At 49.4% G+C, this 24,186-nt stretch carries 22 protein-coding genes and 1 pseudogene; 8 read left to right on the top strand and 15 right to left on the bottom strand.

From position 1 onward, the window contains the following. The first annotated feature begins 84 nt into the window (after positions 1-84). The gene (gene soxR / locus V7D78_RS02250; RefSeq protein ID WP_333606800.1) at positions 85-549 is read left to right on the top strand and encodes a redox-sensitive transcriptional activator SoxR; all 465 of its coding nucleotides are present in this window, start codon (positions 85-87) and stop codon (positions 547-549) included. Here the strand turns inward: soxR and V7D78_RS02245 are convergent. Then, a complete protein-coding gene (locus V7D78_RS02245; protein WP_333606799.1) occupies positions 536-718 on the bottom strand; it encodes a hypothetical protein in 183 nt (60 codons plus the stop codon). The genes soxR and V7D78_RS02245 overlap by 14 nt on opposite strands. Before the next feature lie 446 nt (positions 719-1,164). On the opposite strand from V7D78_RS02245, the gene V7D78_RS02240 reads away from it, so the two are divergent. Then, positions 1,165-2,178, top strand: coding sequence for a hypothetical protein (locus V7D78_RS02240; RefSeq protein ID WP_333606798.1), 1,014 nt, complete (start codon positions 1,165-1,167; stop codon positions 2,176-2,178). Between the two features lie 81 nt (positions 2,179-2,259). Here the strand turns inward: V7D78_RS02240 and V7D78_RS02235 are convergent, their stop codons facing one another. From V7D78_RS02235 to V7D78_RS02225, 3 genes are all read right to left on the bottom strand, one after another. Then, positions 2,260-4,434, bottom strand: a complete 2,175-nt coding sequence (locus V7D78_RS02235; RefSeq protein ID WP_333606797.1) for a tetratricopeptide repeat protein — start codon at positions 4,432-4,434, stop codon at positions 2,260-2,262. An 89-nt stretch (positions 4,435-4,523) separates the two neighbouring features. Further along, a complete protein-coding gene (locus V7D78_RS02230; protein ID WP_333606796.1) occupies positions 4,524-4,772 on the bottom strand; it encodes an Arc family DNA-binding protein in 249 nt (82 codons plus the stop codon). 11 nt (positions 4,773-4,783) lie between these two features. Beyond that, entirely contained in the window at positions 4,784-5,638 is an 855-nt protein-coding gene (locus tag V7D78_RS02225; protein WP_333606795.1) for an SPFH domain-containing protein, read from the bottom strand. Between the two features lie 155 nt (positions 5,639-5,793). Between V7D78_RS02225 and V7D78_RS02220 the strand changes: the two genes are divergently transcribed. After that, on the top strand, positions 5,794-6,759 hold the full coding sequence (locus tag V7D78_RS02220) for a calcium/sodium antiporter (RefSeq protein ID WP_333606794.1): 966 nt from the start codon (positions 5,794-5,796) through the stop codon (positions 6,757-6,759). 22 nt (positions 6,760-6,781) lie between these two features. On the opposite strand, the gene V7D78_RS02215 is transcribed toward V7D78_RS02220, so the two are convergent. Together V7D78_RS02215 and V7D78_RS02210 are read right to left on the bottom strand one after the other, a co-directional pair. Next, positions 6,782-7,831 carry an aldo/keto reductase gene (locus tag V7D78_RS02215; protein WP_333606793.1) on the bottom strand — a complete coding sequence of 350 codons (1,050 nt, stop codon included), beginning with the start codon at positions 7,829-7,831 and terminating at the stop codon, positions 6,782-6,784. Between the two features lie 64 nt (positions 7,832-7,895). Then, entirely contained in the window at positions 7,896-8,777 is an 882-nt protein-coding gene (locus V7D78_RS02210) for a hypothetical protein (RefSeq protein ID WP_333606792.1), read from the bottom strand. A gap of 313 nt (positions 8,778-9,090) precedes the next feature. Here V7D78_RS02210 and V7D78_RS02205 point away from each other — a divergent pair, with 313 nt between their 5' ends. After that, entirely contained in the window at positions 9,091-10,629 is a 1,539-nt protein-coding gene (locus tag V7D78_RS02205) for a hypothetical protein (protein ID WP_333606791.1), read from the top strand. 44 nt (positions 10,630-10,673) lie between these two features. On the opposite strand, the gene V7D78_RS02200 is transcribed toward V7D78_RS02205, so the two are convergent. From V7D78_RS02200 to V7D78_RS02180, 5 genes are all read right to left on the bottom strand, one after another. Next, a complete protein-coding gene (locus tag V7D78_RS02200) occupies positions 10,674-11,525 on the bottom strand; it encodes a hypothetical protein (RefSeq protein WP_333606790.1) in 852 nt (283 codons plus the stop codon). A gap of 226 nt (positions 11,526-11,751) precedes the next feature. Continuing rightward, a complete protein-coding gene (locus tag V7D78_RS02195; RefSeq protein WP_333606789.1) occupies positions 11,752-12,414 on the bottom strand; it encodes a hypothetical protein in 663 nt (220 codons plus the stop codon). Positions 12,415-12,582: 168 nt separating this feature from the next. After that, positions 12,583-13,512, bottom strand: a complete 930-nt coding sequence (locus V7D78_RS02190; RefSeq protein WP_333606788.1) for a M14 family metallopeptidase — start codon at positions 13,510-13,512, stop codon at positions 12,583-12,585. A gap of 46 nt (positions 13,513-13,558) precedes the next feature. After that, complete coding sequence (locus V7D78_RS02185) at positions 13,559-14,179, bottom strand: hypothetical protein (RefSeq protein ID WP_333606787.1); 621 nt, start codon at positions 14,177-14,179, stop codon at positions 13,559-13,561. Positions 14,180-14,271: 92 nt separating this feature from the next. After that, the gene (locus tag V7D78_RS02180; protein ID WP_333606786.1) at positions 14,272-15,558 is read right to left on the bottom strand and encodes a hypothetical protein; all 1,287 of its coding nucleotides are present in this window, start codon (positions 15,556-15,558) and stop codon (positions 14,272-14,274) included. A 203-nt stretch (positions 15,559-15,761) separates the two neighbouring features. On the opposite strand from V7D78_RS02180, the gene V7D78_RS02175 reads away from it, so the two are divergent. After that, positions 15,762-16,739, top strand: coding sequence for a glutathione S-transferase family protein (locus V7D78_RS02175; protein WP_333606785.1), 978 nt, complete (start codon positions 15,762-15,764; stop codon positions 16,737-16,739). Here V7D78_RS02175 and V7D78_RS02170 read toward each other — a convergent pair. Next, on the bottom strand, positions 16,736-17,323 hold the full coding sequence (locus tag V7D78_RS02170) for an acyl carrier protein phosphodiesterase (RefSeq protein WP_333606784.1): 588 nt from the start codon (positions 17,321-17,323) through the stop codon (positions 16,736-16,738). The genes V7D78_RS02175 and V7D78_RS02170 overlap by 4 nt on opposite strands. Positions 17,324-17,363: 40 nt before the next feature. Continuing rightward, positions 17,364-18,119 (bottom strand): substrate-binding periplasmic protein, encoded by a 756-nt coding sequence (locus V7D78_RS02165; RefSeq protein WP_333606783.1) that lies wholly within the window; start codon positions 18,117-18,119, stop codon positions 17,364-17,366. Between the two features lie 254 nt (positions 18,120-18,373). Between V7D78_RS02165 and katG the strand changes: the two are divergent. Further along, positions 18,374-20,581: pseudogene (gene katG, locus V7D78_RS02160) on the top strand (catalase/peroxidase HPI). Between the two features lie 101 nt (positions 20,582-20,682). Here katG and V7D78_RS02155 read toward each other — a convergent pair. Further along, the gene (locus tag V7D78_RS02155) at positions 20,683-21,600 is read right to left on the bottom strand and encodes a LysR family transcriptional regulator (protein ID WP_333606782.1); all 918 of its coding nucleotides are present in this window, start codon (positions 21,598-21,600) and stop codon (positions 20,683-20,685) included. Positions 21,601-21,802: 202 nt separating this feature from the next. On the opposite strand from V7D78_RS02155, the gene V7D78_RS02150 reads away from it, so the two are divergent. Both V7D78_RS02150 and V7D78_RS02145 read left to right on the top strand, forming a co-directional pair. Next, on the top strand, positions 21,803-22,246 hold the full coding sequence (locus V7D78_RS02150) for a DoxX family protein (protein ID WP_333606781.1): 444 nt from the start codon (positions 21,803-21,805) through the stop codon (positions 22,244-22,246). Positions 22,247-22,322: 76 nt separating this feature from the next. After that, positions 22,323-23,009, top strand: a complete 687-nt coding sequence (locus V7D78_RS02145) for a pirin family protein (RefSeq protein WP_333606780.1) — start codon at positions 22,323-22,325, stop codon at positions 23,007-23,009. A 3-nt stretch (positions 23,010-23,012) separates the two neighbouring features. Here V7D78_RS02145 and V7D78_RS02140 read toward each other — a convergent pair. Next, on the bottom strand, positions 23,013-24,186 hold a 1,174-nt coding region (locus tag V7D78_RS02140), incomplete at its 5' end, for an ATP-binding cassette domain-containing protein (protein WP_333606779.1).

Here is a 24,186-nt window from a genome sequence, read left to right as displayed (position 1 = left end):
TAAGTGAGCTGACAGGTTAAAACCTCAACAAAGGTTGAGGTAAAGCCTTTTTTGCCAGACATCGAAAAAAATCAGGAGCAACAGATGACCGAGCCGATTTGGAGTGTTGGTGTCGTCGCTAAACGCTGTGGTATTAATGTCAGTACTCTGCATTTTTACGAGCAGCAAGGGTTGATCCGCAGTTGGCGCAACGCGGGCAATCAGCGCCGCTATAAACCCGAGGTACTCAGGCGCATTGCAGTAATTAAGGCGGCGCAAAAAGTTGGAATCAGCCTGGATGAGATTAAGCAGGCATTCTTATCCCTGCCGGATAACCGCACGCCAACAGTGGCCGATTGGCAACAGCTGTCAACACACTGGCAAGGTCTGCTGGATGGCCGTATTGCCTACCTGCAATCGTTGCGCGATAACCTGACCGGCTGCATTGGCTGTGGCTGCCTTAGTATGAGCAAATGCCCGCTGTATAATCCGGATGATATGTTGGCGGCTAAAGGCAACGGCGCGGTGATTCTGGAGCAGGCAGAGCAAAAGGCGCTTAGCGGGCTGTAGTGCCCAGAAAAAACGCCACTATAACGGAAGTCAGCACCCCCATAATGGCAGCGCCAACGACACTTTGCAGCATATAATTGTTCAGGTTGAGATAAGCTGCCGCCTCTGTTGTGGTCATCAACTGTTGCGCCACTACATGGGCTTGCAGATTGTTGGAAAATTCGGTCAAATATTTTGCATAACATATTGTTCTTAATAGACTGGACGCTGAATAACTCGACCATTTTCCTCACTTCTACAGCCGCAATTTCCACCGGATTGCCAGCACTGTTATTGGCCTCCATTTTGCTGTTTTCGAAGTTCCGCACCCGTAGCAACACTTTTTGTTTGCTATATAAGGGGTTAGACCAACGAAGCCAGATTAGTTATTTCAACGTAGTTACTCGTCTATTTTATATCAAGCCACAGCACCTAAATGTCAGATTTCTTTGCAAAAAGCAGTTTAGACAACAATTGAAAATTAGTAACTACTTGTATGTTAATTAAATTTAATTTACGGCTTAAAACTTGCTTAGTTTTTGACCAGCCTCACATCGCCGTTAAAAAGTAAGCCTTTACCTGTTGTTGTCTGGTAGCTGTTGGCATAAGTACCTCACCTTTTAATAAGGAATAACTATGTCCACCACACTAAAACTGCTTACCCTGCCTTTATTAGTCTTGTTTTTGTTTGCCCAATTTGCCGAAGCGGCGCTTACCAGAACTAGTGGCAGAGGCGATTTAAGCCTTAATTTCTCAGAGGCTTTTTATTATGTTGATAACCAATATCTAAACGAGGCCGGTATTATAGAGTCTGCTTTTGACGTGGACTTTTTTGGCAGCCCGAAAGCAGACAACAGTATTTTGCGGATTATAGGAGGGGGAGGCAGAGGCTTAGGCGCAGTACCTAATGACTGTATTAAAGGCTACGATCAAAGCCATGTAGATGATTTAGAACAAGACATTGATTATTGGCGAACCGAATTAAGTTATGACCGGATTACCGAAGCGCAATTTGATGCTGAGGTGGCGGCGTTAGAATTAGCAGTATACGGCGAACCCTGTGTTTGGGAATTTGCTCAGGGTGATGCGCTTTCGATGTTTGGTTTTTTCAGCCTGTATTTTGACACGCCCAATGTGCTTTACGACGTAAATTGGTTAATTAATGGCTTGTCACTCGCCGGTGAAATTAATACTACAGGAGATGTGCTCACCCCAGATGGCATCATTAATAAAGGTTGGGTGACCTTAAATACTCCGCCACTTTCTATCTTGGCACCGGGTGATTATTTAGTATCGGTGAGTGTCGGCTTGTCTGCAAGCATGGGCAAGTTTTTTTGGACCAGTAGTGAGCCAGGTAACTTAGTAGAATTTCGGGAAAGATGTATTACTAAAGAAAACCCGAGTTTTGACCCGGAAGATGATGACAGTCAAGAGTTCATTGATGTCTGTGGCTATGACAGTGTTAGCCGGAGTACTGATTTAGTGGTTGATGCCCGCACCATGTTCTATTCAGATCAGGAGATATTACGTATTTTGCCCGCAACTACAGGTCCGGATATTACCCCTGTTAACGCACCCGCCTCTATTGCACTACTGTTATTCGGTTTAGTCGCATTGGTAATAAGACGGCAGCGAGTAGTAGCAAACTAACACCCTGCGAAACTCCATAATTCATGCTGTAGGTAACGGTAGAAATAGAAAGAGGCTACTGCCTCTTTTTATTTAGTGCTTTTATTTATTCGGAAACTCTTCGGCAAACAGCGTTAGTACTTCTGCTTTTTGCCGGGCCAAATCCTCGTCCAGAAACTGCAGTAACTGTTGAAATTCCGTATTATCTATCAGGCTTGCCAGTAACGGATCATGTTTAGTCCAATATTCGCGCCATCCGCTATCAATCGCCTTTTTTAATGCCTTAACTGCATCTATTGGCTGGCCTTGTAACGCGTTGATACGTGCAGCCAAATAGTAAAGCTCAAAATAAGTTACCTTAGAAGCCAAGTCCCCCTGTAAAGCTTTGCACTGATTAATCAAACTATGCGCAATCTCCTGATGGCCAAGCTGTAATTGCGCCCAGGCGATTTCAATCGCTGGCGAACAGTGCGGCATAGCAAATAAATCAGAAGTATTTAAGTGATTTGAATTCTCAATAAAAAGAGTCACCGCTTGCGGTTTATCACCAAACATTGAGTAATACCAGCCAGCCTCAAATTGCACCCAGTAATCGTCTGGACTCGCTGCTACACTAAATGCTAAATGGTCAAATAGTGCCACAAAGTTTTGCTCCTGGACGAAGAATGTCGGCTGATACAACGCAACCGTACTTTTCAAATTCGGGTCCTTTTCCAACTGTTTCACAATGCTGGCTAAACCGAGATTCAATAACTGGCCAATCAGTTTGAGGGCCAGCCTTTGATCGTCTGGTGATACTTGGCTCGCTAACTTAGCCTCACGGATGGTGCCAACAAGATTTCCTTGGCTAAAATAAAGATCCGCCAAACCCTGATATGAAAAAGTCGACTCAGGATAATCTATTTTTATTTGCTGAAATATCGCTTCAGCTTCGTTAAAGCGGCCAAATTTGGTTAGGGTCATTCCTAAGTTATAACTGCTAGTCAGAAATAACGGGTCCAGCTCGTGTGCTTTCTGTAGCGCTAACAACGACTCATCAAAGCGCTGCAATGAATTTAACGCCAGAAATTTCCACATATAAGCAATGGCGAGACTGGGATTAAGCTCTATAGCGTTATCATAGTGATTAATGGCCTGTTCAAATTCATTCAATACGAAAGCAATCACGCCTTTAACCGCGTGAGCCTCAGCATTTTCCGGTTGGCGCGACATGGCATTATCAATATTTTGCTGCGCTAAGCTGGTCGCTATATCCGTTTTAATAACACCAAAACCGCCCGGCGTTTCTGCCAACAATACCAGGGTGTCAGCCAGCCCAACATAGCCTCTGGCATATTCAGGATCTAACGCCAGCGCTTGCTCAAATAGCAGACGGGCTTGTTGCATCGCTTCGGTGGTTTGTTTGCGGTATTGCTCGCGGCCTTTTAAGTACAGCACATAGGCATCGGCGTTGCGGGTACTGTCCAGCGTGAGCAGACTACCGCCTTCAGCGTATTTATCTTGTAACAGGTTAACCACAGAACGGCCAATATCCTGTTCTATATCAAATGCATCCGTTACATTGCGGGCATAATTATTACTCCACAAAGTACTGCCGCTGTTTACATCCACTAATTCCACCCGCACATTAAGCCGGTTTTCACTGGCCTGCACACTACCGGTTAGTACCGTTGCCACCTGTAACCGTTGGCCGATTTGCTGTGCGGATAAGCCCTGCTCGCTTAAAAACTGGCTGGAGCGTGACGCCGACACTTTAAAATTGCCGGCACTGCCAAGTAAGCTGGTGATTTCTTCTGCTAAGCCCAGTGCTAAATAGCTCTGATTTTGCGCCGGGCTGATATCTGTAAAGGGCAAAACGGCGATGCTGCTGGCAATGCTTCTGGCTATGAGCGCTTCGGCTTCGGCCTGCTGTGTCGCCAGCCACTGTTGCTTAATCGAACCGTAATAGGCAACACCCAGATAGCCAGATAACAGCAGCACTAAGGCTAGGCCAGCCCATTGCTTAATGCCGGGTGTCACAGTGGACGTTTCTTGCTCGTTCAGGCTGGCGGTAGCCTTAACACCACTGAGGCTAAACTCGAAATACCAGGCAAGATAAATGACGATAGGCAGGCCACAGAGCATCAACACCAACAGCCCAGAGCCCAGCAAGGGGTGCAGGCTTAGGGTATTGCTAAGTACAGCAATAACTTGCAGTAGTAACCAGCTTAGACCCAGATAAACCAGTATCGATTTAAAAACCGAGCGGCGTTGTAACTCGCTAACAAAATGTTTCAAATTTATGCAGGACTTTAGCGGTATCGAATATAAAAAGCATAGTCGACGAATGCATTATATTCCATAGCACTGCGTGTTGCCCAAGTGCGCTAACTGCCTTTGGTTTCGGGGGTTACTGCCATAGTTGCCGGCGTTGCGGTGCCATCCCTGTGTTGCTCATTAAGGTCTTGCTGATTAACGTCTTGCTGTTTAACGTTTAAACGCCCGGCTTTGCGCAGCGCCTCATGCAGCAGGTATTCTATCTGGCCGTTTACACTTCTGAATTCATCATCTGCCCAGCGCTGCAGGGCGCTGAGCATTTTGTCGTCCAGCCGTAAGGCAAAGGCTTTTTTTGCCACAGACGCCTCTACTAATACAGGCTGCCGGCATTGAGTACCGGCTGCACATGATGATCACCGCACAATACCACCAGCAAGTTCCCCACCATGGCCGCTTTGCGCTCGTCGTCCAGCTCAACAATGTTGCGCTCGGATAAACTTTCCAGCGCCGATTCCACCATGCCCACCGCCCCTTCCACAATTTGCTTGCGGGCAGCCACTATGGCCGCGGCTTGCTGGCGTTGCAGCATGGCACTGGCGATTTCCGGGGCATAGGCCAGATGGCTGATGCGCGCTTCTAATACCTGCACCCCGGCTTTATTTAACCGTGCCTGAATTTCACTTTTTAACAGCTCGGTGACTTCATCGGTGCTGCTGCGCAGACTAATGGCCTCGTCGTTGCCGGCATCATAAGCGTAGCTGGAGGCTAAATGCCGGATCGCCGATTCACTTTGAATACTGACAAAGTTCTCGTAGTTATCCACTTCAAACACTGCTTCAGCACTGTCGACCACCTTCCACACCACCACAGCCGCAATTTCGACCGGATTGCCGGCACTGTCATTAACCTTCATTTTACTGCTTTCAAAGTTCCGCACCCGCAATGACACTTTCTGCTTGCTGTATAACGGGTTAGACCAGCGCAGGCCATTGTTTAAGTCGGTGCCGACATAACGGCCAAATAACTGCAGCACGGCCGACTGGTTCGGCTGCACCATATAAAACCCAAACCAGCAGACAAAAACCACCACAGCCGCGATTAAAAAAAGTGCTTTAAGAAAGCCCGGTATAATCGCCACCGCCGCCAGCATCAATAACTGCAGTAACAACAGTACCGCTACCATGCCAAAGCCGCCTTTGCTGTTAATCATTCGTTCCTGCAACATAGCCTTCCCTCAATATGATATCAATTTAATATCACTTTAATTCAAATTAACCAAAAAGCAAGCGACCTAACTGATGTTTATTTTTTATGCATGCAGCGTCTAAGCAGCCTGGTAACTGTTATGCTAGCGCACACTCTAGCACATAGGATTGTGTTATGTTGCTCGCCCTGCTGTCATTGCTATCTGGCTTGATACTCTTAGTATGGAGTGCCGATCGTTTTGTAGATGGCGCCTCGGCTAGCGCCCGTTTTGCCGGCATGCCGCCGCTGCTGATTGGGATGCTGGTAGTGGGTTTTGGCACCTCTGCCCCGGAAATGGTGGTGTCGGCCATGGCCGCCGCCGACGGTAACCCGGCACTGGCGCTGGGTAATGCCTATGGCTCCAACATCACCAACATAGCGCTGATCATTGGTCTGGTTGCCCTGCTCAGCCCGATTAAGGTTAATTCGCAGGTCCTGAAGCAAGAATTACCCATTTTATTGGCCATTACCTTGTTTGCCGGCTGGCAACTGTTTGATCATCAGTTAAGCCGGTTTGACGCCTGGTGCTTGTTGGCGGTGTTTGCCACCCTCATGGCCTGGTCAGTGTGGCAAAGCAGGCGTAACCCGCAAGATAAGCTGGCAGCAGAGATGAGCTTAGCACTAAGCAACAACAGCATGACCTTAAAACAAGCCCTTGGCTGGCTGGTACTGGGGTTATTGTTGCTGATTATTGCCTCCAGGATGCTAGTGTATGGTGCGGTATTCATCGCCCAAAGCCTGGGGGTCAGTGATCTGGTGATAGGATTAACTGTAGTTGCTATTGGCACCTCACTACCTGAATTGGCGTCATCGCTAATGGCCATCAAAAAAGGCGAGCACGACATTGCCTTGGGTAACATTATTGGTTCAAACCTGTTTAATACCCTGGCGGTAGTGGGAATAGCTGCGTTAATCCAACCAATGGCAGTAGACCCGCTGCTGCTAAGCCGTGACTGGACGCTGATGTTTGGCCTGACGCTGGCGCTGTTAGTCATGGGCATAGGCATCAAAAAAACCGGCCGTATCAACCGATTGGAAGCAGCATTATTATTGACGATCTTTGTCGGCTATACCGGCTATTTAATTAGCACGTCTTTTTAATACTGACCGCCAAGGCAAGACATTAATAAGGCTGCGGATGCTGCTGTAAAAACTGTGCGACATCATCCAGTATGGCGGTGGTTAACGGCCGTGAAAAGGCCGCAATATTTTGCTGTAACTGCGCCAGACTGGTCGCGCCAATAATAGTGGCACTAACACCATCGACCTGATCAACCCAGGCTAAGGCCAGTTCGGCGGCACTGTAACCATGCGCCGCCGCCAGTGCCGTAAAGGCAGCTATCGCCGGCTCTGACTCTGGAGTGTCACGGAACAGCCCATTGCGCTGCAGCATGCTCCAGCGTGAGCCAGCAGGTCTGGCGCCCCCCAGGTATTTGCCGGTTAAGGCCCCACCGGCCAGTGGTGACCAGGGCAAATAAGCGATATTTTCATGCACACACTGCTCAATCAGATAGGGCCAGTCTTTGGTATGCAGGGGGCCGAATTCATTTTGAATTGACACCATGCGCGGCAGACCATGCTGCTCACTTAGCTTTAAATACTGGCTGATCCCCCAGGGCGTTTCATTCGACAAGCCACAGTAGCGAATTTTACCGGCCTGTACGCAGTGTTGTAGCGCTTGCAATAAGCCGTGCATTTGCTCCGTCTGCTGCTGCGCATCGACCTCAGTAAAGCTGATGCGCCCCGGTTTATGCCGGCCGAAATGCGGTGACACCCGATTCGGCCAGTGTAGTTGATAGACATCGATATAATCGGTTTGTAAGCGTTGTAAGGAGCCGTCTACCGCCTCAATTAAAGTTTGCGGCGTCATCTCGCCACCCTGCCGGACATGCGCCAGGCCGCTACCGGCCATTTTTGTCGCCAGTACTATGTTATTTCGCTGCTGAGTTCGGGCTAACCAGTCACCTATAATGCGCTCGGTGGCGCCATAAGTATCGGCAGTGGGCGGTATCGCATACATTTCAGCGGTATCAACAAAATTCACACCCTGCGCCAGCGCATAATTCAGCTGTTCATCGGCATCCGCCTGATTGTTCTGACAACCCCAGGTCATGCTGCCTAAACAGACTCTCGACACTGACAAACGGCTGCTGCCTAAGGTTACATATTGCATAAATTGAGTTTTATCCTGTTTAGAGCATGGAAGAGTCTCAGCAGATATCTGAGCATGTTCTGAGTTAGTCTGTGGCCACTGCAGTGCCAGACTGCTGCAGCCATGTCTGCACCAGAGGATGCCAGAGCACGCTGTTTGCTATTGGTGTGCCGGGCGGTAACTGCCGATTATGCAGGCGCACCAACTGCCGCTCTGCCAGTGCCAGCCTAGCCAGATCATCGGCATAATACTCGGCCAGCATCTGTTGCATAGCGCCACTGTGCAACAATCGCAGCAGGCCCTGCTCTATGGCTGTAGCAAGCTTAACATTTTCTGTACTGACAAAAAAATAATTTGCGGTGGGGTAATATAGCAACCAGCTCGTTTCAATCACCAGCTCGCGTGGCGCCATTAAGCGCGCCTCCTCGCCAATTTCAATGACGTTTCTGGCAAAACCGTCAATGCGCTTTTGCTCCAGCAGGTTAAATAAACCCAGGTAGCTGGCAGTGCGCATCACACTAAAACCATTTTGTTCTAAAATATCGGCATCCACCCAATCATGGCCCTGGCCAATCAACATACGCCGCAATAAACCATCGGCCAGCCGCTCATTAAAGCGGGCTTGTTGCTCACGGTGAATAAGCATGACTCTGGCGCCTTCCAGCCCCATAAAAATCGGCACCCGCATTGGCAGCAAATCCTGCTCACGCTCCACCGAGGTCATGCTCCATACCACATCAATATACTGATTTTCAGCCAGTAGCTTTAATGCCCGGTTTTGTTTTAATGCACTGGCTGTTTCAACCAACGGATAGTGGCCGTCGCTGGCCGCCAGTGCCGCCTGTAACAACGCCAACGGATAGTCTGAGCGCTTATCCTCCACCAGCCCCTGGCTTGCATAGCGCACTGGCTCAGGCGCAGCCAGCAGCTGAGCCAGCAGCACTAATCCTAATAAACAGCTATTCATTAACCTGCCTCTGTAACCGGGGTGTAACAAAGTATGTTTGCCACTACAAGCAGTTAACACTAGTTTGACTGCATTACGCAAGCCCCCTGTGCGGCGCAGGTAACATGTTAAGCGGCGGCGGCTACCCTAACAACAGCCAAACTAAAGGTGATCGTTGCTCAGTGCTGTATTTAGATCTTAAACTTTCAGCCTCTTTACTTGGTTAAATGGTTAACCGCTGCTAGGCTTGAGCAAGTTAGCTTTAAGCCGCTAAATTGTATCGCTTTAATAAAAAATGTCAGCGGCTAGCCTTAGCAGAGTCAGGGAGACATCATTGAAAGTGCTCATGCGTTTTTTATCAGAGTTACGGCGGCGCAAAGTCATTCAAACTTTTATTCCTTTTCTGGGTATTATTTGGCTGCTGCTGCAAGTTATCTCTGTGGTCACTCCGCTGTTAAATCTCAGCCCCTTTGTCGCCACCAGCCTGACTATTTTCTTGTTTGCCTGTTTCCCCATCGTCTTTTATTTGTCCTGGTATTTTGATATTACGACGCAGGGCATTAAAGTCACACAAGTAGATGATGCAGATGAACCCAAACAGCTGGGTTGGCAATGGTGGTTAGGTTTAGCTGTGATAATCATTGGCTCTTTTATGCTGGCTCTGCACTATTTTAATCATGCCCGCACCGACTTTGCTAAACGTAGCGAAGGACTGCTGAACACCGTTAAAGCCAGTTCAATCGCCGTGCTGCCCTTTTTGGATCAAAGCCCCAACAACGATCAGCAATACCTGGCACTGGGCATTACTGAAGAATTGGCAACTATGCTGGGGCAGGTTAGCGGCCTGCAAGTGGCCTCTGCCAGTGCCGGCTTTGTGCTTTCACAGCAGAATGTCTTTCCGATAGATATTGCCAAACGCTTACAAGTAGAAACCTTACTCAGTGGCAGTGTATATAGTAGCGGCAACCGCTTGCGCTTAAGAGTAGAGTTAATAAATGCTGCTAATGGCAGGACCCTATGGTCTGAAAGCTATACCCGCGAACTGACTGAGATATCGGCTATTAAAACTGAGATAGCGCGAACTGTGGTTAATCTGTTGCAAAACCGCTACCTGCCGCCAGGTGGCCTTAGCAACCAGAGCGCGACGTCCAGTAGTGACGCTTACCTGATATACCTGCGCGGCCTTGAGCAATACCGGCTGCACACAGCCGAATCCCTTAAGACAGCACGCCGCTTATTTGAACAAGCGATCGTCATAGATCCAGACTATGCCATGGCTTATGTTGCCCTGGCCGACACTATTATTTTGTTGGCTGAAGGCAGAGCCAGCTTTGGCGTGCTAAAAGCGGATATCGCCGCCAGACTGGCCGAACAACATCTGGCCAAAGCCTTAGTACTGGCTCCTGAACTGGCCGAGGCTCATGCCGTGCGTGGACTAGTGCTGTACTATCTAAACGACGATAACGATACGGCATTGCAGGCGTTAAACAAAGCCCTCAGCCTAAACCCTAATTTAGCTCAAGCCCATTTATGGCGTTTTGCCACCTTAGAGCGACTTGGCCGCAGCCAGGACGCCTGGTTAGCAATACAACAGGCACATCGGCTGGACCCTGTCTCCATTGCCCACCAATACAATCTGGCTTTTAAACTGGCTAAACGTGGCGAGCGCGCCGCCGCTACCCAGCAATACCAGCAGCTTATTGCAGACTTTCCGGCGTCGCCAATGGGATACATTGGTATGGCTAACCTGGACAATAGCAGCGACAACTCTGCTTATCCAATGCTCAATGATACCGGGGCTGATATTTATATCAATAACCTTGAGCCGCAGCTGCTGCAAAATATTAAAGCACTGGGCTGGCAGGGTCATTAAGTACTGAATAAGGCTTAGCTTAAAGCGCTTTGGCACTATCGCTTTTATTCCATTGCCGTTTGGGCGCTGGGTTGTTTAAGCCATTGCCGCACTAACGGATGCCAAAGCAGGGTGTTGCCAAGGGGAGTGTCGGGGGGAAGCAATCGGTTGTGCAGGCGAACCAGCTGACGTTGCTCTAACGCTAATGCCGCTAAGTCTTCAGCGTAATAGTCTGCCAACATTTGCTGCATGGCGCCACTTTGTAACATCCGCATTAAGCCCTGCTCAATGGCCCGGCCTAGCTTAGCATTGTCTTTACTAACAAAATAATAATTTGCCGTCGGATAATACAGTAACCAAGCTTTTTCAATAACAATATTGCGCTTTGCAACGTCGCGGGCTTCAGCACTCACTTCAATAACGTTTCTGGCAAACCCATCTATACGCTGCTGCTCCAGCACATTAAACAGCACCGGATAACTGGCACTGCGCATCACAGTAAAACCGTTTTCCTCTAAAATATCAGCATCGACCCAATCATGCCCCTGCCCAATCAGCAAGCGCCGCAATAAACCATCCGCCAGGCGCTCTGTAAATCGGCTTTGTTGCTGCTGATGGATAAGCATAACCCTGGCGCCTTCGAGCCCCATAAAAATCGGCACCCGAATAGGCATTAAATCCTGCTCGCGCTCGACTGAGGTCATACTCCAGACCACATCGATATGTTGGTTTTCTGCCAGCAGCTTTAAGGCTCGGCTTTGTTTTAACGAGTCAGCCGATTTAACCAACTGGTACTGGCCATCGCTGGCCTGCAAAGCTGCCTGCAACAGCGCTAAGGGAAAGTCGGAACGTTTATCTTCGGCCAGATCAGTACCGGTATAACGCACCTGCTCTGGCGTGGCCACTAGCTGAAGCATCAGTACTAATCCTAAAAAACACGTATTCATCAGCCGGCCTCTGTAACCAGTTTGTAGCAATACCTTGCATACCACCACAAGCAGTTAACACTACTTTGCCTGTTCGACGCAAGTGCGCAGTAAGCAATCAGGTACTTCATACGCGACTAATGACATTATAGCGCTCTGCTTGGTATACCGATAAACCGGTTCACACCCTGGCGGGCTTTGAGCAATGGCGGCAACATCATTTACCGTAGCGGATCTCAACTTGTTGTTGCAACGCCGGGTTAGCCAGTTGCAAGGTGACTTCCTGATCCAGAATGATCTTGCCATCCAGCTTAACTCCGGCAGCGATAGTCAGCGTTGGCGGCGTGGATGTATCGCGGCCAAACCAGCTTTTACGTTTTTGCTTCGCTTTAAACACTATATCACCGCCGATATGGCTGTCGCCGGTTAGGCTAATATTGCCATTTAAGGTACTGATAGCACCCTTTACCTGGCTGTTATCGACGTTAATAGCACCATTAACGGTACTGATATTGCCACCGATGTCGCTATGCTCACTCAGGCTAATACTGCCATTCACAGTACTCAGCCCACGCGCGACCTGTAAATGAGACTCGCCGCGAATACTGCCGTTGACTGTCTCAGCCTGCTCAATACTGACCTGTTGTGCCAGCGTGATACTGCCATTAACGGTAGTCAGTTTGCCGGTCCGGCTCTGTTGTTGCAGACGAATGCTGCCATTGACATTGGAAATATCACCACTGTGACTATTGGCGGCAACCGAAGTATTACCCACGACTTTACTAATATCGGCAGGCCCGGCCACGGCCGGCACGGCACTGACTGTCAGTAAAGCTGCTACCAATGCTGCCGCTATAGGGGTGCTGGAAAATAATCTCATGTTAAGGCTCCTTTTATTGTTAAGTGATGTCCATATCGGAAAAGCAAAAAACCGGCCAAAATTTAACTAACTGAAATATATAAATAAAATAAATTACGGCTGTTCGTAGTTCATTATTTTAACTAACAATCGGTCAAAAACCGTAATCTTTTGTAATTACTCAAACGGCTAGGCGTTGGCTATTACAAAATCCACAGCCGCACAAATCGCCGTCACTTGCGCCTCAATACACTGCTCAGCGTTGGTGTGCTGGCTATCTGGGTACACTTCAGTGGTAGTGACATAGCGCGCCTTAGTCATACCGCCACATAAACCCAGCGCCTTTTTCGGGTAATTGACCACGCCAGGTTGGGCTAAGGTTTCACCGATCAGTTGCCCCTGCTCATCAGCAGGCGCGATGTGTGTTACCTTAGCCACCGCCTTAATAATCGCCTGCTGAAAAGCCGGCTGCGGGTTTGCGCTATCACCCACCAGATAAAAACCATCCGGAATATTCCAGTTAGTATTTACCGTGCCATCGCGGGCGGCTTTGGCCGGGCGAAACTCGCTGTTATCTGAGTCGGTGGTTTCATGTAAATCAATGTGCAGTAATACCTCTGGGGCTGCTTTGGCAATAAATTGCATCAGCAATGCCGATTCCTGCGCCGGACTATTGGCCACAAAAGCGCGGTTAGGATCCACCGCCAGCGGTGTCCAGCGGTTAATAGTTTCATAGCCCCAGGGGCTGATACAGGGCGCCACCAGCACATTGACCTGCCCGGCATACTGCGCTGCCTTACTGCTAATAAAGCGCAAGGCGCCATGCACACCACTGCTTTCATAACCATGCACACCGCCGGTGATTAACACTGTTGGCCGATCTGCTTGCCACTGCTGGCTTAACACGGCAAACAGCGGATAACAGCCCGCGCCAAATATGCGGTAATCGAGCTCGCCATATTGCTGTAATTTAAGCGCTGCCGGCAGTTGTTGCAGCGCAGGTAATACTTCTTTGGCATAGTGCCGTTGTATACGCTGCTCACTGAGCCAGAGCGCTTTTTCATCGACGCCCCAGGCTTGGCCCTGGGTGCCGATCGGATAAAGGTGATGTACTGTCATTGCTTATTTCCTATATAGCTCACGCATTTGAGACAAAGTGACAGCCTTATTGCTGACCCCAGGCCGCAGGCGGCAGTTCTGCCAGTGGCTGGCTTAAATCAAAATCAATACGCCAGCTCCAGTTATCGCGGCGCACTGTGCCATAGGTGTAACGTACGCCGGGTTCAACTTCTACCCGCCAGCCACGAAAATAGCCGCTTTGTTCAGTCCGCTCTGTCGATTGAAATAACTGGCTGGTGGCCGTGCCTGGCCCCACAGAAAAGCCGCCATACATAGTGGTGCTATCCGGCAGGCCATCCGCTTTGCGATGATCGTGCCTAAGCTCCAACTGCTCATCATGCAGCGTAAAAATCCAGGTGCGGGATCTATCCCAGTCCTGGCTCTGCTCCAGTTCAATATGAAAGGCCAGTTTTAATTGCGTAGCAGTGCAGTGGCGCACATGGACTATTAATTGCTCAGTGCCGGTGAGCATGTCATCTCCGGGTGGCTCCAGTGTCAGGCTGCCGGCAAATGCCTGACCACAATGGCTTGCCAGTTGCTTAAAAAAAGCCTGATGTGGCGATGGCGCCTGTGCTGTGGCAGCAACGGGCACCGCTGCAGTAAGGGTGCCCGTATACACTGCCGCCAGGAGCGACGTTATTGGCAATAATCGCCTGATGATTTGCATAGTTGGTACCTTAACTTGATTGCTTAGCTTGCGTAGCACTATAACAGAAGGCAAAGCCTGAATTAACCAGCCTCTGCCAGTATTCGCAGCAATCAAAATGGAATGTGCAATTGCACATTACCGCCGCCAAATTGCAATTGATGTAATTTAATACTGGGGTTTAGTACCAGTCTGGCACCGGTTTTTTCTGATAACAACAGCGTCAGATTTGGGCTTATTTTCGCCAATAGGCCGCTATCGTTCAGGGCAGTGTCACTAAATACCGGTAGTTCATGCCGCGCTTTAGCATAGCCAAGGTATAGCACCGGACCTAAGCTTAAGCGGTTAGTAAATTGCCAGTGCATACCAGCAAAGGCATAGAGCTCACGCCGGTAGGCAGAGTGCTCTGCCCCCATAGCAAAGCGGCTATCGCGTTCATTTAAACTAAGCGCATGCAGGCCATACCAAAACTGTGCCTGACTGTCCCCACTGGCACCATTGGCACCAGTGGCACCATGGGCAAAGTGCTGCCACTGCGCAGTTAGTTCAAAATAATGCCGTTGCCGCGTTGAATCATCAGCGTTATGCAGTAAATTTTGCTGCAGCCGCTGACTATACCGGCCATGGCCTTGCAAGGTAAATTGCAAAGCACTGTTAAGCTGCCAGTTCCAGCCCAGCCCCGCACTGTATTGCTTAGCACGCAGACGTTGCTCAGACTCAGCGACCACAAACTCAGTGTTAAAATTAATATTGCTAAAACCATAGAACTGATGCTGCGCCAATTGCCAGCCACCGGCCAGATACCAGGTAACGGGAGCCGTTTCATAACGGTTGTCGGTGTAGGTTTTGCTGTTATAAAACGCATCGGTCAATATCAACGCTGAGCTCAGCCAGCTGCCATTAGCAAAGTACTGTTTTAGTTCAAATTGCAATTCCAACTGATCTTTAGCTCCCGTGACATCGCCCCACAGGCTGTATTCGGTATCGGTTTTTTCACTGTAATAGCCGGCGCCGATAAGCTGGCGATCATAACGGCCATCCAGATCTTCATTACGGCTGACTCTGACGCCGGCAAAGCCCGGCATATCAAAGGCTATTTTTTTCTGAAACATCGAATGCACATAAAACTCGCGACTGCGGGTACTGCCGCCGCTGCCATACCAGCCATCCTGTTGCCATAAGGGGGTGAACGATTGCAGGGGTGAGGGGCTAAAACTCAAACGCTGTAAAAAGCTTTCCAGATTAAAATCAAATTCACGCTCATCAAATTGTGCCAGCCGAAAAGGTTCAGGCCCATGCCAACCTAGCGCCGCTTTTAACGGCAGCGAGAATGATAACAATAAGGGTATAGCACAAACACTGAAAAATCTTAGCGTCGGCTGAATGGCGTACTCTGGCATAACTCGTCCTGAACAAAATAGTCACGGCTAAAGCCTATCACAGGCTCACAGCAAGCGCATTATTGTGTCGAAAAAGCAGCATCTTCTAAATAATAGAATAAACCTGCCGGTATTATCCGATATCCGTAGCGACTGAATTTAGCTAGAGTGAGCCTATCTTAATCCAGTGCGCGTCACTGGCATAACGGTTTAAGGAGTCTGCAATGGGTTTATTAGTAAAAGGCAACTGGCAGGATAAATGGTACGACACCGACAGCACTGACGGTGAATTTAAGCGTGAAAACGCACAGCTGCGTAACTGGATCACGGCAGATGGTGCCGCCGGACCTAGCGGCAAGGCGGGCTTTAAAGCCGAAGCGGGCCGCTACCATTTATATGTATCGCTGGCTTGCCCCTGGGCTCACCGCACCTTAATTTTTTTACAGTTAAAACAGCTTACCGACTACATCAGCGTGTCCGTGGTTAGCCCCGATATGCTTGAAAACGGCTGGGAATTTGCTAAGGACAATCATAGCAGTGGCGATCATTTATTTAATTCTCGCTACCTACATCAGCTATATACCCGACATCAGGCCGACTACAGTGGTCGCGTGACGGTGCCTTTGCTCTGGGATAAGCAGCAACACTGTATTGTCAGTAATGAATCGGCCGATATTATCCGCATGTTTAACACCGCGTTTAACCATCTCACCGGCAACACGGCAGATTACTACCCCAGCACATTACAAACAGACATCGATGAGATTAACGAATTGGTGTACCACAATATTAATAATGGCGTTTACCTCTGTGGTTTTGCCACCAGCCAGAGCGCCTATGAAAAAGCCTACCAACACTTATTTAGTGCACTGAGTAAAGTAGAAGCCCTGCTGGCGAAACAACGGTATTTAACCGGTGAACACCTGACTGAAGCAGACTGGCGCTTATTTACCACCCTTATTCGCTTTGATGCGGTGTATCACGGCCACTTTAAGTGCAACAAGCAACGACTGGAAGACTACCCCAACCTGGCAGGCTTTACCCGCGAGCTATACCAGTGGCCGGGTGTCGCAGACACAGTAGATTTTTACCATATCAAGCGCCATTATTATTTTAGCCATACCATGATTAACCCCAGCCAGGTGGTGCCTAAAGGCCCTGACATCGATTATTTAAGGCCACACTTGCGCGCAGCAGGCTAAGCCGTTTCCAGCCCCAGCTGTTGCAAATGCTGCTGCAGCTGTGGGTAAAACTGCAAGAAACACTGCTCTAATTGGGCATAACGTGGGCTAATTTCGTCGATAATGCCACTAAATTGATTACTAAAACGCACTCTTTGCGCAATATGGTCTAACGCCAACCCCAGCATGGGTAACTGCTGATAACTGGTAAACCAATCTTGCTGGCAGACGCGCAGCATGGTTTTTCGCATTGCATTTGGCATTAAAGGTGCCGCCTCAGTCAGTTCCGCATACAATTGCGCTTTGTAATGCTCAAAAGGTTGCGGATAAAACTGCTGCCAGTGATGAATTAAAAAGTGATCAAATAACACATCCATGGCCACCGCAGCAAAGCGACGTCGCTGCGGGCTAAACAGCACTTTTTGGCTAACGATCAGCGGGTGAGTGTCGGTGTAACGATCTGTTGCTCTATGATTGTGCAGGCCGGACTTTATTGCCGGGTGCAAGGCATCGACACAAACCCCTTTACAAAAATCGCCCAATAAATTTCCCACCAGCGAGTGCTGATTAGGCTGTGCTAAGGCCGCATGGGCAAGATAATTCATTGATTACCCCAGCGGGCAATAACCTTAATCAGGCGTATTTTTACAAACATTTCGTTTGGGCTGGCTTAGTTGGGTATGTTAAATGTTCTGCACGCCATTGTTTGATAGCTTGATTCAGCCTTGGCATAAAATCCGGATATTTAGCGACAAAATTTTTATCAAGATAAATGCCGAATGGCTGTTGTTGTTGCATCAGCAATCGGTATCGGGGCTGCTGATGTTGTTGCTGGCTTATTAATAATTCAGCGGTATCCTGGGGCATCATCACTGCATCCACCCGATGATGATCGAGCAACGCAAAAAGGCCGCGAATATCCTGTGTGCCTGACAGCGTTTGATAGCCCTGCTGTTGCAACCAGCGGTAAATATTGCTGTTGGTTTGCGCCGCGATACGGGCTTGCTGTTTAAATGCCGCGGTGGCCGGATCAAGATCAGCGCGATCGCACAGCCAAACCCAGCTCCATACTGTGGTTAATACCGGCTCAGAAAATACCGCCAGCTGATTACGCTCTGCACTTTCGCTGGCCAGAAAAAAACCATCAATGCTATCTTGCTGTAAATCATTCAGCGCCCGGCCAAAATTCGGCACCAACCTGATAGTATAAGGGTGCTCTAACTCTGCCATCAATGCAATAAAAGCTTCATATGCTTCGCCCTGATAGCCGCCTTCGGCATAATAAGAAAACGGTGGATAATCGGCCATCGCCATGCGCAAAGGGGAAGCCTGGCTTGCAACAAGACAAAAACTGGATAGCAAAAGTAAGGGCCCAAACAGCATGGCTTGAGATACTCTCATCAATTCTCCAGAGGTAAATGTATACTTTGTAGCGACTAATAATACAAGCTTAGCAGAAAAAGCTTGCTGCCCCATACCAATTAGTTATTGATTAACATATCCATCCTAATCACAAATAGCGATTAAGACGATAGCTTTTACTGTCTTTCTTTCGCCATACTTCAGGTCTATAGTCATTAGCAAGTTCGATAAGTAGCTACATTTTTTCTACTTATTTTTCTCTGACCATTTAATACTGGAGTGACTAATGAATAATGAATAATGAAAACAATAATGCTGCTGGAAAGTGTCCCTTTATGCATGGCGCCAACACTAAAGCAGGCGGCTGTTCCAAAAATCTGGACTGGTGGCCTAATCAGCTTAACTTGAAAATCCTGCACCAGAACGATAAAAAATCCAACCCTCTGGGAGAAGACTTCGACTATGCCAGCGCCTTTAAGCAGTTAGATCTGGCCGAAGTTAAACGTGATCTCACCCATATCATGACCGATTCACAAGATTGGTGGCCAGCCGATTATGGCCATTATGGCCCCTTTATGATCCGTATGGCTTGGCACGCCGCAGGCACTTATCGCACGGCAGATGGTCGCGGCGGTGCAGGCACCGGTAATCAGCGTTTTGCTCCGTTAAATAGCTGGCCTGATAACGGCAACCTGGATAAAGCCCGCCGCTTATTGTGGCCGGTAAAGCAAAAATACGGTAACAAACTGTCCTGGGCCGATTTATTTATCTTAGCCGGCAATGTGGCGCTGGAATCTATGGGCTTTAAAACCTTTGGTTTTGGTGGCGGCCGCGTCGATATCTGGGAGTCGGAAGAAGATATCTACTGGGGTGCAGAAACCGAATGGCTGGGTAATAAACGTTACAGTGGTGAACGCGACTTGGCCAACCCGTTAGCGGCAGTACAAATGGGCCTGATCTATGTTAACCCGGAAGGTCCGGATGGCAACCCAGATCCCCTGGGCTCTGGCCGTGATGTGCGCGAAACCTTTGCCCGCATGGCGATGAACGACTACGAAACTGTGGCCTTAACTGCCGGTGGCCATACCTTTGGTAAGGCACATGGGGCCGGTGATGCCGCCAATGTTGGCCCTGAGCCAGAAGCCGCCCCCATTGAAGAAATGGGTTTTGGTTGGAAAAACAGCTTTAAGTCTGGCAAGGGCAGTGACACCATTACCAGTGGTATTGAAGGTGCCTGGACGCCAACTCCGACGCAATGGGATAACAGCTACTTCGATGTGTTATTCGGTTATGACTGGGAACTGGTGAAAAGCCCGGCCGGCGCGCATCAATGGGCAGCGAAAAACCTCGCCGAGAAAGATCATGCGCCAGATGCAGAAAACGCCGCGAAACGCGTGGGTATTATGATGACCACCGCCGATATGTCGATGCGCGAAGATCCGGCTTATCGGACAATTTCTGAGCATTTTCACAAGAACCCTGACGAGTTTGCTGACGCCTTTGCCCGCGCCTGGTTTAAACTAACGCACAGAGACATGGGCCCTAAAGCCCGTTACCTGGGCCCGGAAGTGCCGGCAGAAGATTTGATTTGGTAAGACCCGCTGCCAGCCGTTGATTATGATCTCGTGGATAATGCCGATATTGCGCAGTTAAAACAGCACATTTTAGCCAGTGGGCTAACTGTATCTGAACTGGTATATACCGCCTGGTCATCAGCATCGACCTTCCGCGGCTCTGACTTCCGTGGCGGCGCTAATGGTGCGCGCATCCGCTTAGCGCCGCAAAAAGACTGGCAGGTTAATCAGCCGGAGCAACTGCAAAAAGTCCTCTCGGTGCTTGGCAACATCCAGCAAAGCTTTAACAGCGCACAAAGCGGTAATAAAAAGGTGTCGCTGGCCGATATCATAGTACTGGCCGGTGCTGCAGCTATTGAGCAGGCGGCGCGCAACGCCGGGTTAAACATCACTGTGCCTTTTATTGCCGGGCGCACCGATGCCACGGCAGAGCAAACCGATGCCGAGTCTTTTGAAGTATTAGAGCCGATGGCTGATGGCTTTCGCAATTTCAGCAAACAGCGCTTTACGGTATCTGCCGAAGAATTGTTGCTGGATAAAGCGCAACTGTTAACGCTAACCGCGCCAGAAATGACCGTGCTAATTGGGGGCTTACGGGTACTCAATGCCAACTACCAGCATAGTGCACAGGGCGTGTTAACTCACACCCCAGGCAGCCTGACCAACGATTTCTTTGTCAATTTGTTGGATATGAATACCCAGTGGCAACCCACTAGCGCTGAAGCCAAGCAGTTCACCGGTCGTGACCGCAAAACCGGTAACATTAAGTGGAGCGCCAGCCGGGTCGATTTAGTGTTTGGCTCTAACTCGCAGTTACGCGCTTTAGCAGAGGTGTATGCCGCCAGCGATGCACAGCAAAAGTTTGTCAGCGACTTTGTCAGCGCCTGGAACAAAGTGATGAATGCTGACCGCTTTGATCTGAAGTAACACCGACAACAGCGTAATCAGTGTCATTAATACCACGGCCGCTATTGCGGCCGTTTTTATTAGTAAAATACCTTATTCAGGATTAAAAACATTTTTCAGGATTAAATTTCATATTCAAGCTTAAATATTTCGGGCCAGGGATAGGCGGCCAATTGCTGACAAAACCATTGTAACGCCTTACCTTGCTGCTGCTTATGCCAGGCCAGGTACAATTTAGCTGGCTCGCGCGGAATTAAATGGCGTTTAGCAATCAACTCGCCTCGTGCCAATTGCTGTTGCACCAGATGGCGCGGTAAAAACCCTACCCCCAATCCCTGTTTTTGTGCGGTAATTTTTTGTGCCAGATTAGCCACTATCACTTTTTGCCGGCTATCAAACAGACCGCTGGACAGTTTTTGACTGTCAATAGCGGTATCGGCCACCACTATCGCGGTTTCCTGCTGCACATCGTCCAGCGTAATGACTTTGTCCAGCGCGGCCAGCCGGTGATGTGGTGATACCGCAAACACAAATTCAACTTCACCCATTAACTGAAAGTGATAAGGTCCCTTATGTAAACTGGCGGGCACGCCAATAGCCAGATCGGCCTGGCCTGTATTCAGTGCTTCCCATCCTCCCGCCATCACTTCTTCTCGTAGTTGCAGCTGTGTCAGTTTACCCAACTGCAAAAACTGGCTGATTAACTGAAATACCGGCTCAGCAGGCACCACGCTATCCAATGCCAGCGTCAGAGTGCTCTCCCAGCCGCTATCCAGTTGTTGCACTGCCTTTTGTAACTGATCAGCCGCTTTTAATAACTCTCGCCCTTGTTGTAATAACAACTGACCAGCCGGTGTGAGCCGGGCTTTTTGTTTGCTGCGGTCAAACAGGCTTACGCCCAGGCTCTGCTCTAATTGCGCCATGGTATAGCTCAACGCCGAAGGCACCTTATACAAGGCATCAGCTGCGGCGGCGAAGCTGCCTTTACGCTCAATCGCATCGAGGGCTCGTAGCGCCTCCAGGTTAAGTAACGACTGCATCAGGTTCTCCTTATGTCATTCATCCGCTGACAGCCCAAGCGATAAGTCTATACTAAGTTCAAAATTTTTGAACAGCTGATGCAAAAAGCTCCGCTATTAACTTTTAATCTATAGCGTTATCTTAGCGTCATCGACAGGTTGTTTGCGGTCGAAACCCCAACCAACATTTAAATTTACTTAAAATATTTTGAAAGGTGACATTATGAAAAAGCTTATACATACTCTGACACACAGCACAGCAGGCTGGTCTGCACTGGTTTTACGGGTTCCAGTTGGTATTATTTTTGCGGCTCATGGTGCGCAAAAACTTTTTGGCTGGTTTGGTGGTTATGGCCTGAGCGGCACTGCCGGCTGGATGGATAGCATCGGTTTATCTCCGGGTTTACTGATGGCATTGTTAGCAGGCGCAGCTGAGTTTTTTGGCGGTCTGGCGCTGATTATCGGCTTGCTCACCCGCCCGGCAGCAGCGGCACTGGCCGTCGCCATGCTGGTGGCAATAATAGCAGTACATTTGCCTTATGGCTTATTTATCAGTAACAACGGTTATGAATTTGGCTTAGCCTTACTGGCTGCCAGTGTCTCACTGTTGTTCAGTGGTGCTGGCAACGCCTCCGTAGACCGGCTGGTAGCCGCGAAACTGAACTGATTAACCCCACTATGCACCTTAACCTCATGTTGCTGCAGGCAAGCCTGCAGCTTCAGCTTTTACTTTAGGAGATACCATGCTAACCCTTCGTAACGCTGATGCGCGCGGACAAGCTGATTTTGGCTGGCTAAAAAGCCGCCATAGTTTTTCATTTGGCCGTTATTACGATGCTAAACATATGGGATTTTCGGCCTTAAGGGTCATCAACGATGACTGGGTAGCAGCTGGCGCAGGCTTTGATACCCATGGCCACCGTGATATGGAAATCATTACCCTGGTACTGCAAGGCGCAATTGTCCATCAGGACTCTGCCGGCAATCAAAAAGTATTGCCTGCCGGCGAGTTTCAGCTGATGAGCGCGGGTAGCGGTATTTATCACTCAGAATTTAATGCCAGCGCAAGTGAGCCACTCCGCTTTTTACAGATCTGGATCCAGCCAGAGAGCTTCGGCGGTAAGCCTGGCTATCAGCAGCAGGCATTTGCGCAAACTCAGGGTTTAACCTTAATCGCATCACCGGATGGCCGTGACCACAGTATGCAACTTAAGCAGCAAGCCCTGCTGTACCGGCTGGCCCTGGCAGCTGGCCAACCCTTAAGCTATGCGCTGACCGGTAAAAACCTGTATCTGCATCTGATAAGCGGGCAACTGCAACTAGAGGGCGTAACACTGCAAGCCGGTGATGCGGTAATGCTGAGCCAGCAGGCGCTGCTACAGCTGACCGCCAACGAAGAAGTCGATGCGTTAGTGTTTGATTTACCCTAGGCTTTACTGGGGTGTCTCTGCCGTTAAAAATTGCAGCTCGGCCAGTTGCCGGTACAGTGGGCAGCTTTGCATCAACTCGCTGTGTTTACCACTGGCAATCAACTGGCCTTTATCCAGCACCAGGATCCGGTCTGCATGCATGACGGTGCTTAAACGGTGGGCAATGATTAAGGTAGTTTTGCCCTGCATTAAATGCTGCAGCGCTTGTTTAACATAGTGCTCGCTGGCCGCATCTAAGGCACTGGTGGCTTCATCCAGCAATAGTATTGGCCGATCGGCCAGAATAGCCCTGGCAATGGCCAGCCGCTGCTTTTGCCCGCCAGATAAACGGATACCGCGCTCACCAAGCTGACTATGATAGCCCTCGGCTAACTGTTGAATAAACTCATCTGCTTCTGCCGCTTTACAGGCGGCGATGACCTGCTGCTCACTCGCCTCTGGCCGGCCGTAGCGCACATTTTCCAGCACACTGCTGGCAAAAATAACGGCCTCTTGTGGCACCAGCGCAAATTGCGCCCGCAGCAGCGCAGGCTCAAGCTGACTGATATCTACGCCATCCAGTAAAATCTGCCCTGTTGGCAAATTATAAAAGCGCTGCAACAGTTGAAATATCGTGGTTTTACCGGCACCACTTGGGCCAACCAGCGCTACCCGCTCACCGGCAGCAATGGACACATTAAGTGCCTGTAACGCCGCTTGAGTGGGCTGGCTGGGATAATAAAAGCTGACGTTATTAAATTGTAAGGCACCACTGACCGGCTGAGCTAAGGATAAAGCCGGCTGTGGCGCAATAATGTCCAGCGGCATGGAGGACAATTCCATTAAGCGCTCTGTCGCACCCAGCGCCCGCTGAATTTCGCCAATCACCTCGCTAATGGTGGCTACGGCTCCCGCTACCAGCACCGCATAAAATAAAAACGCCGTCAGTTCACCGGCGCTAATACGTTGAGCCAGCACATCAAGCGCACCGACCCAGCCTACTAAGGTCACAGCACTGATGCTGAGTAGCATCACTAAACCAATTAACAGTGCCCGGTAAAAGATCCGCTGTTTGGCTGCGCCCATCACTTGCTCTATTTTCGCCGCAAACTGCTGTTGACTTTGCGCCTCATGACCATAGGCCTGCACAGTGTGAATTTCGTGCAGGTTTTCATCAACATGGGCGCCGATATCCGCC

The organism is Arsukibacterium sp. (assembly GCF_036735525.1).
Lineage (GTDB): Bacteria > Pseudomonadota > Gammaproteobacteria > Enterobacterales > Alteromonadaceae > Alishewanella.
Note: the sequence above shows the minus strand (reverse complement) of the source record. Positions and strands in the feature narration are given on the sequence as shown.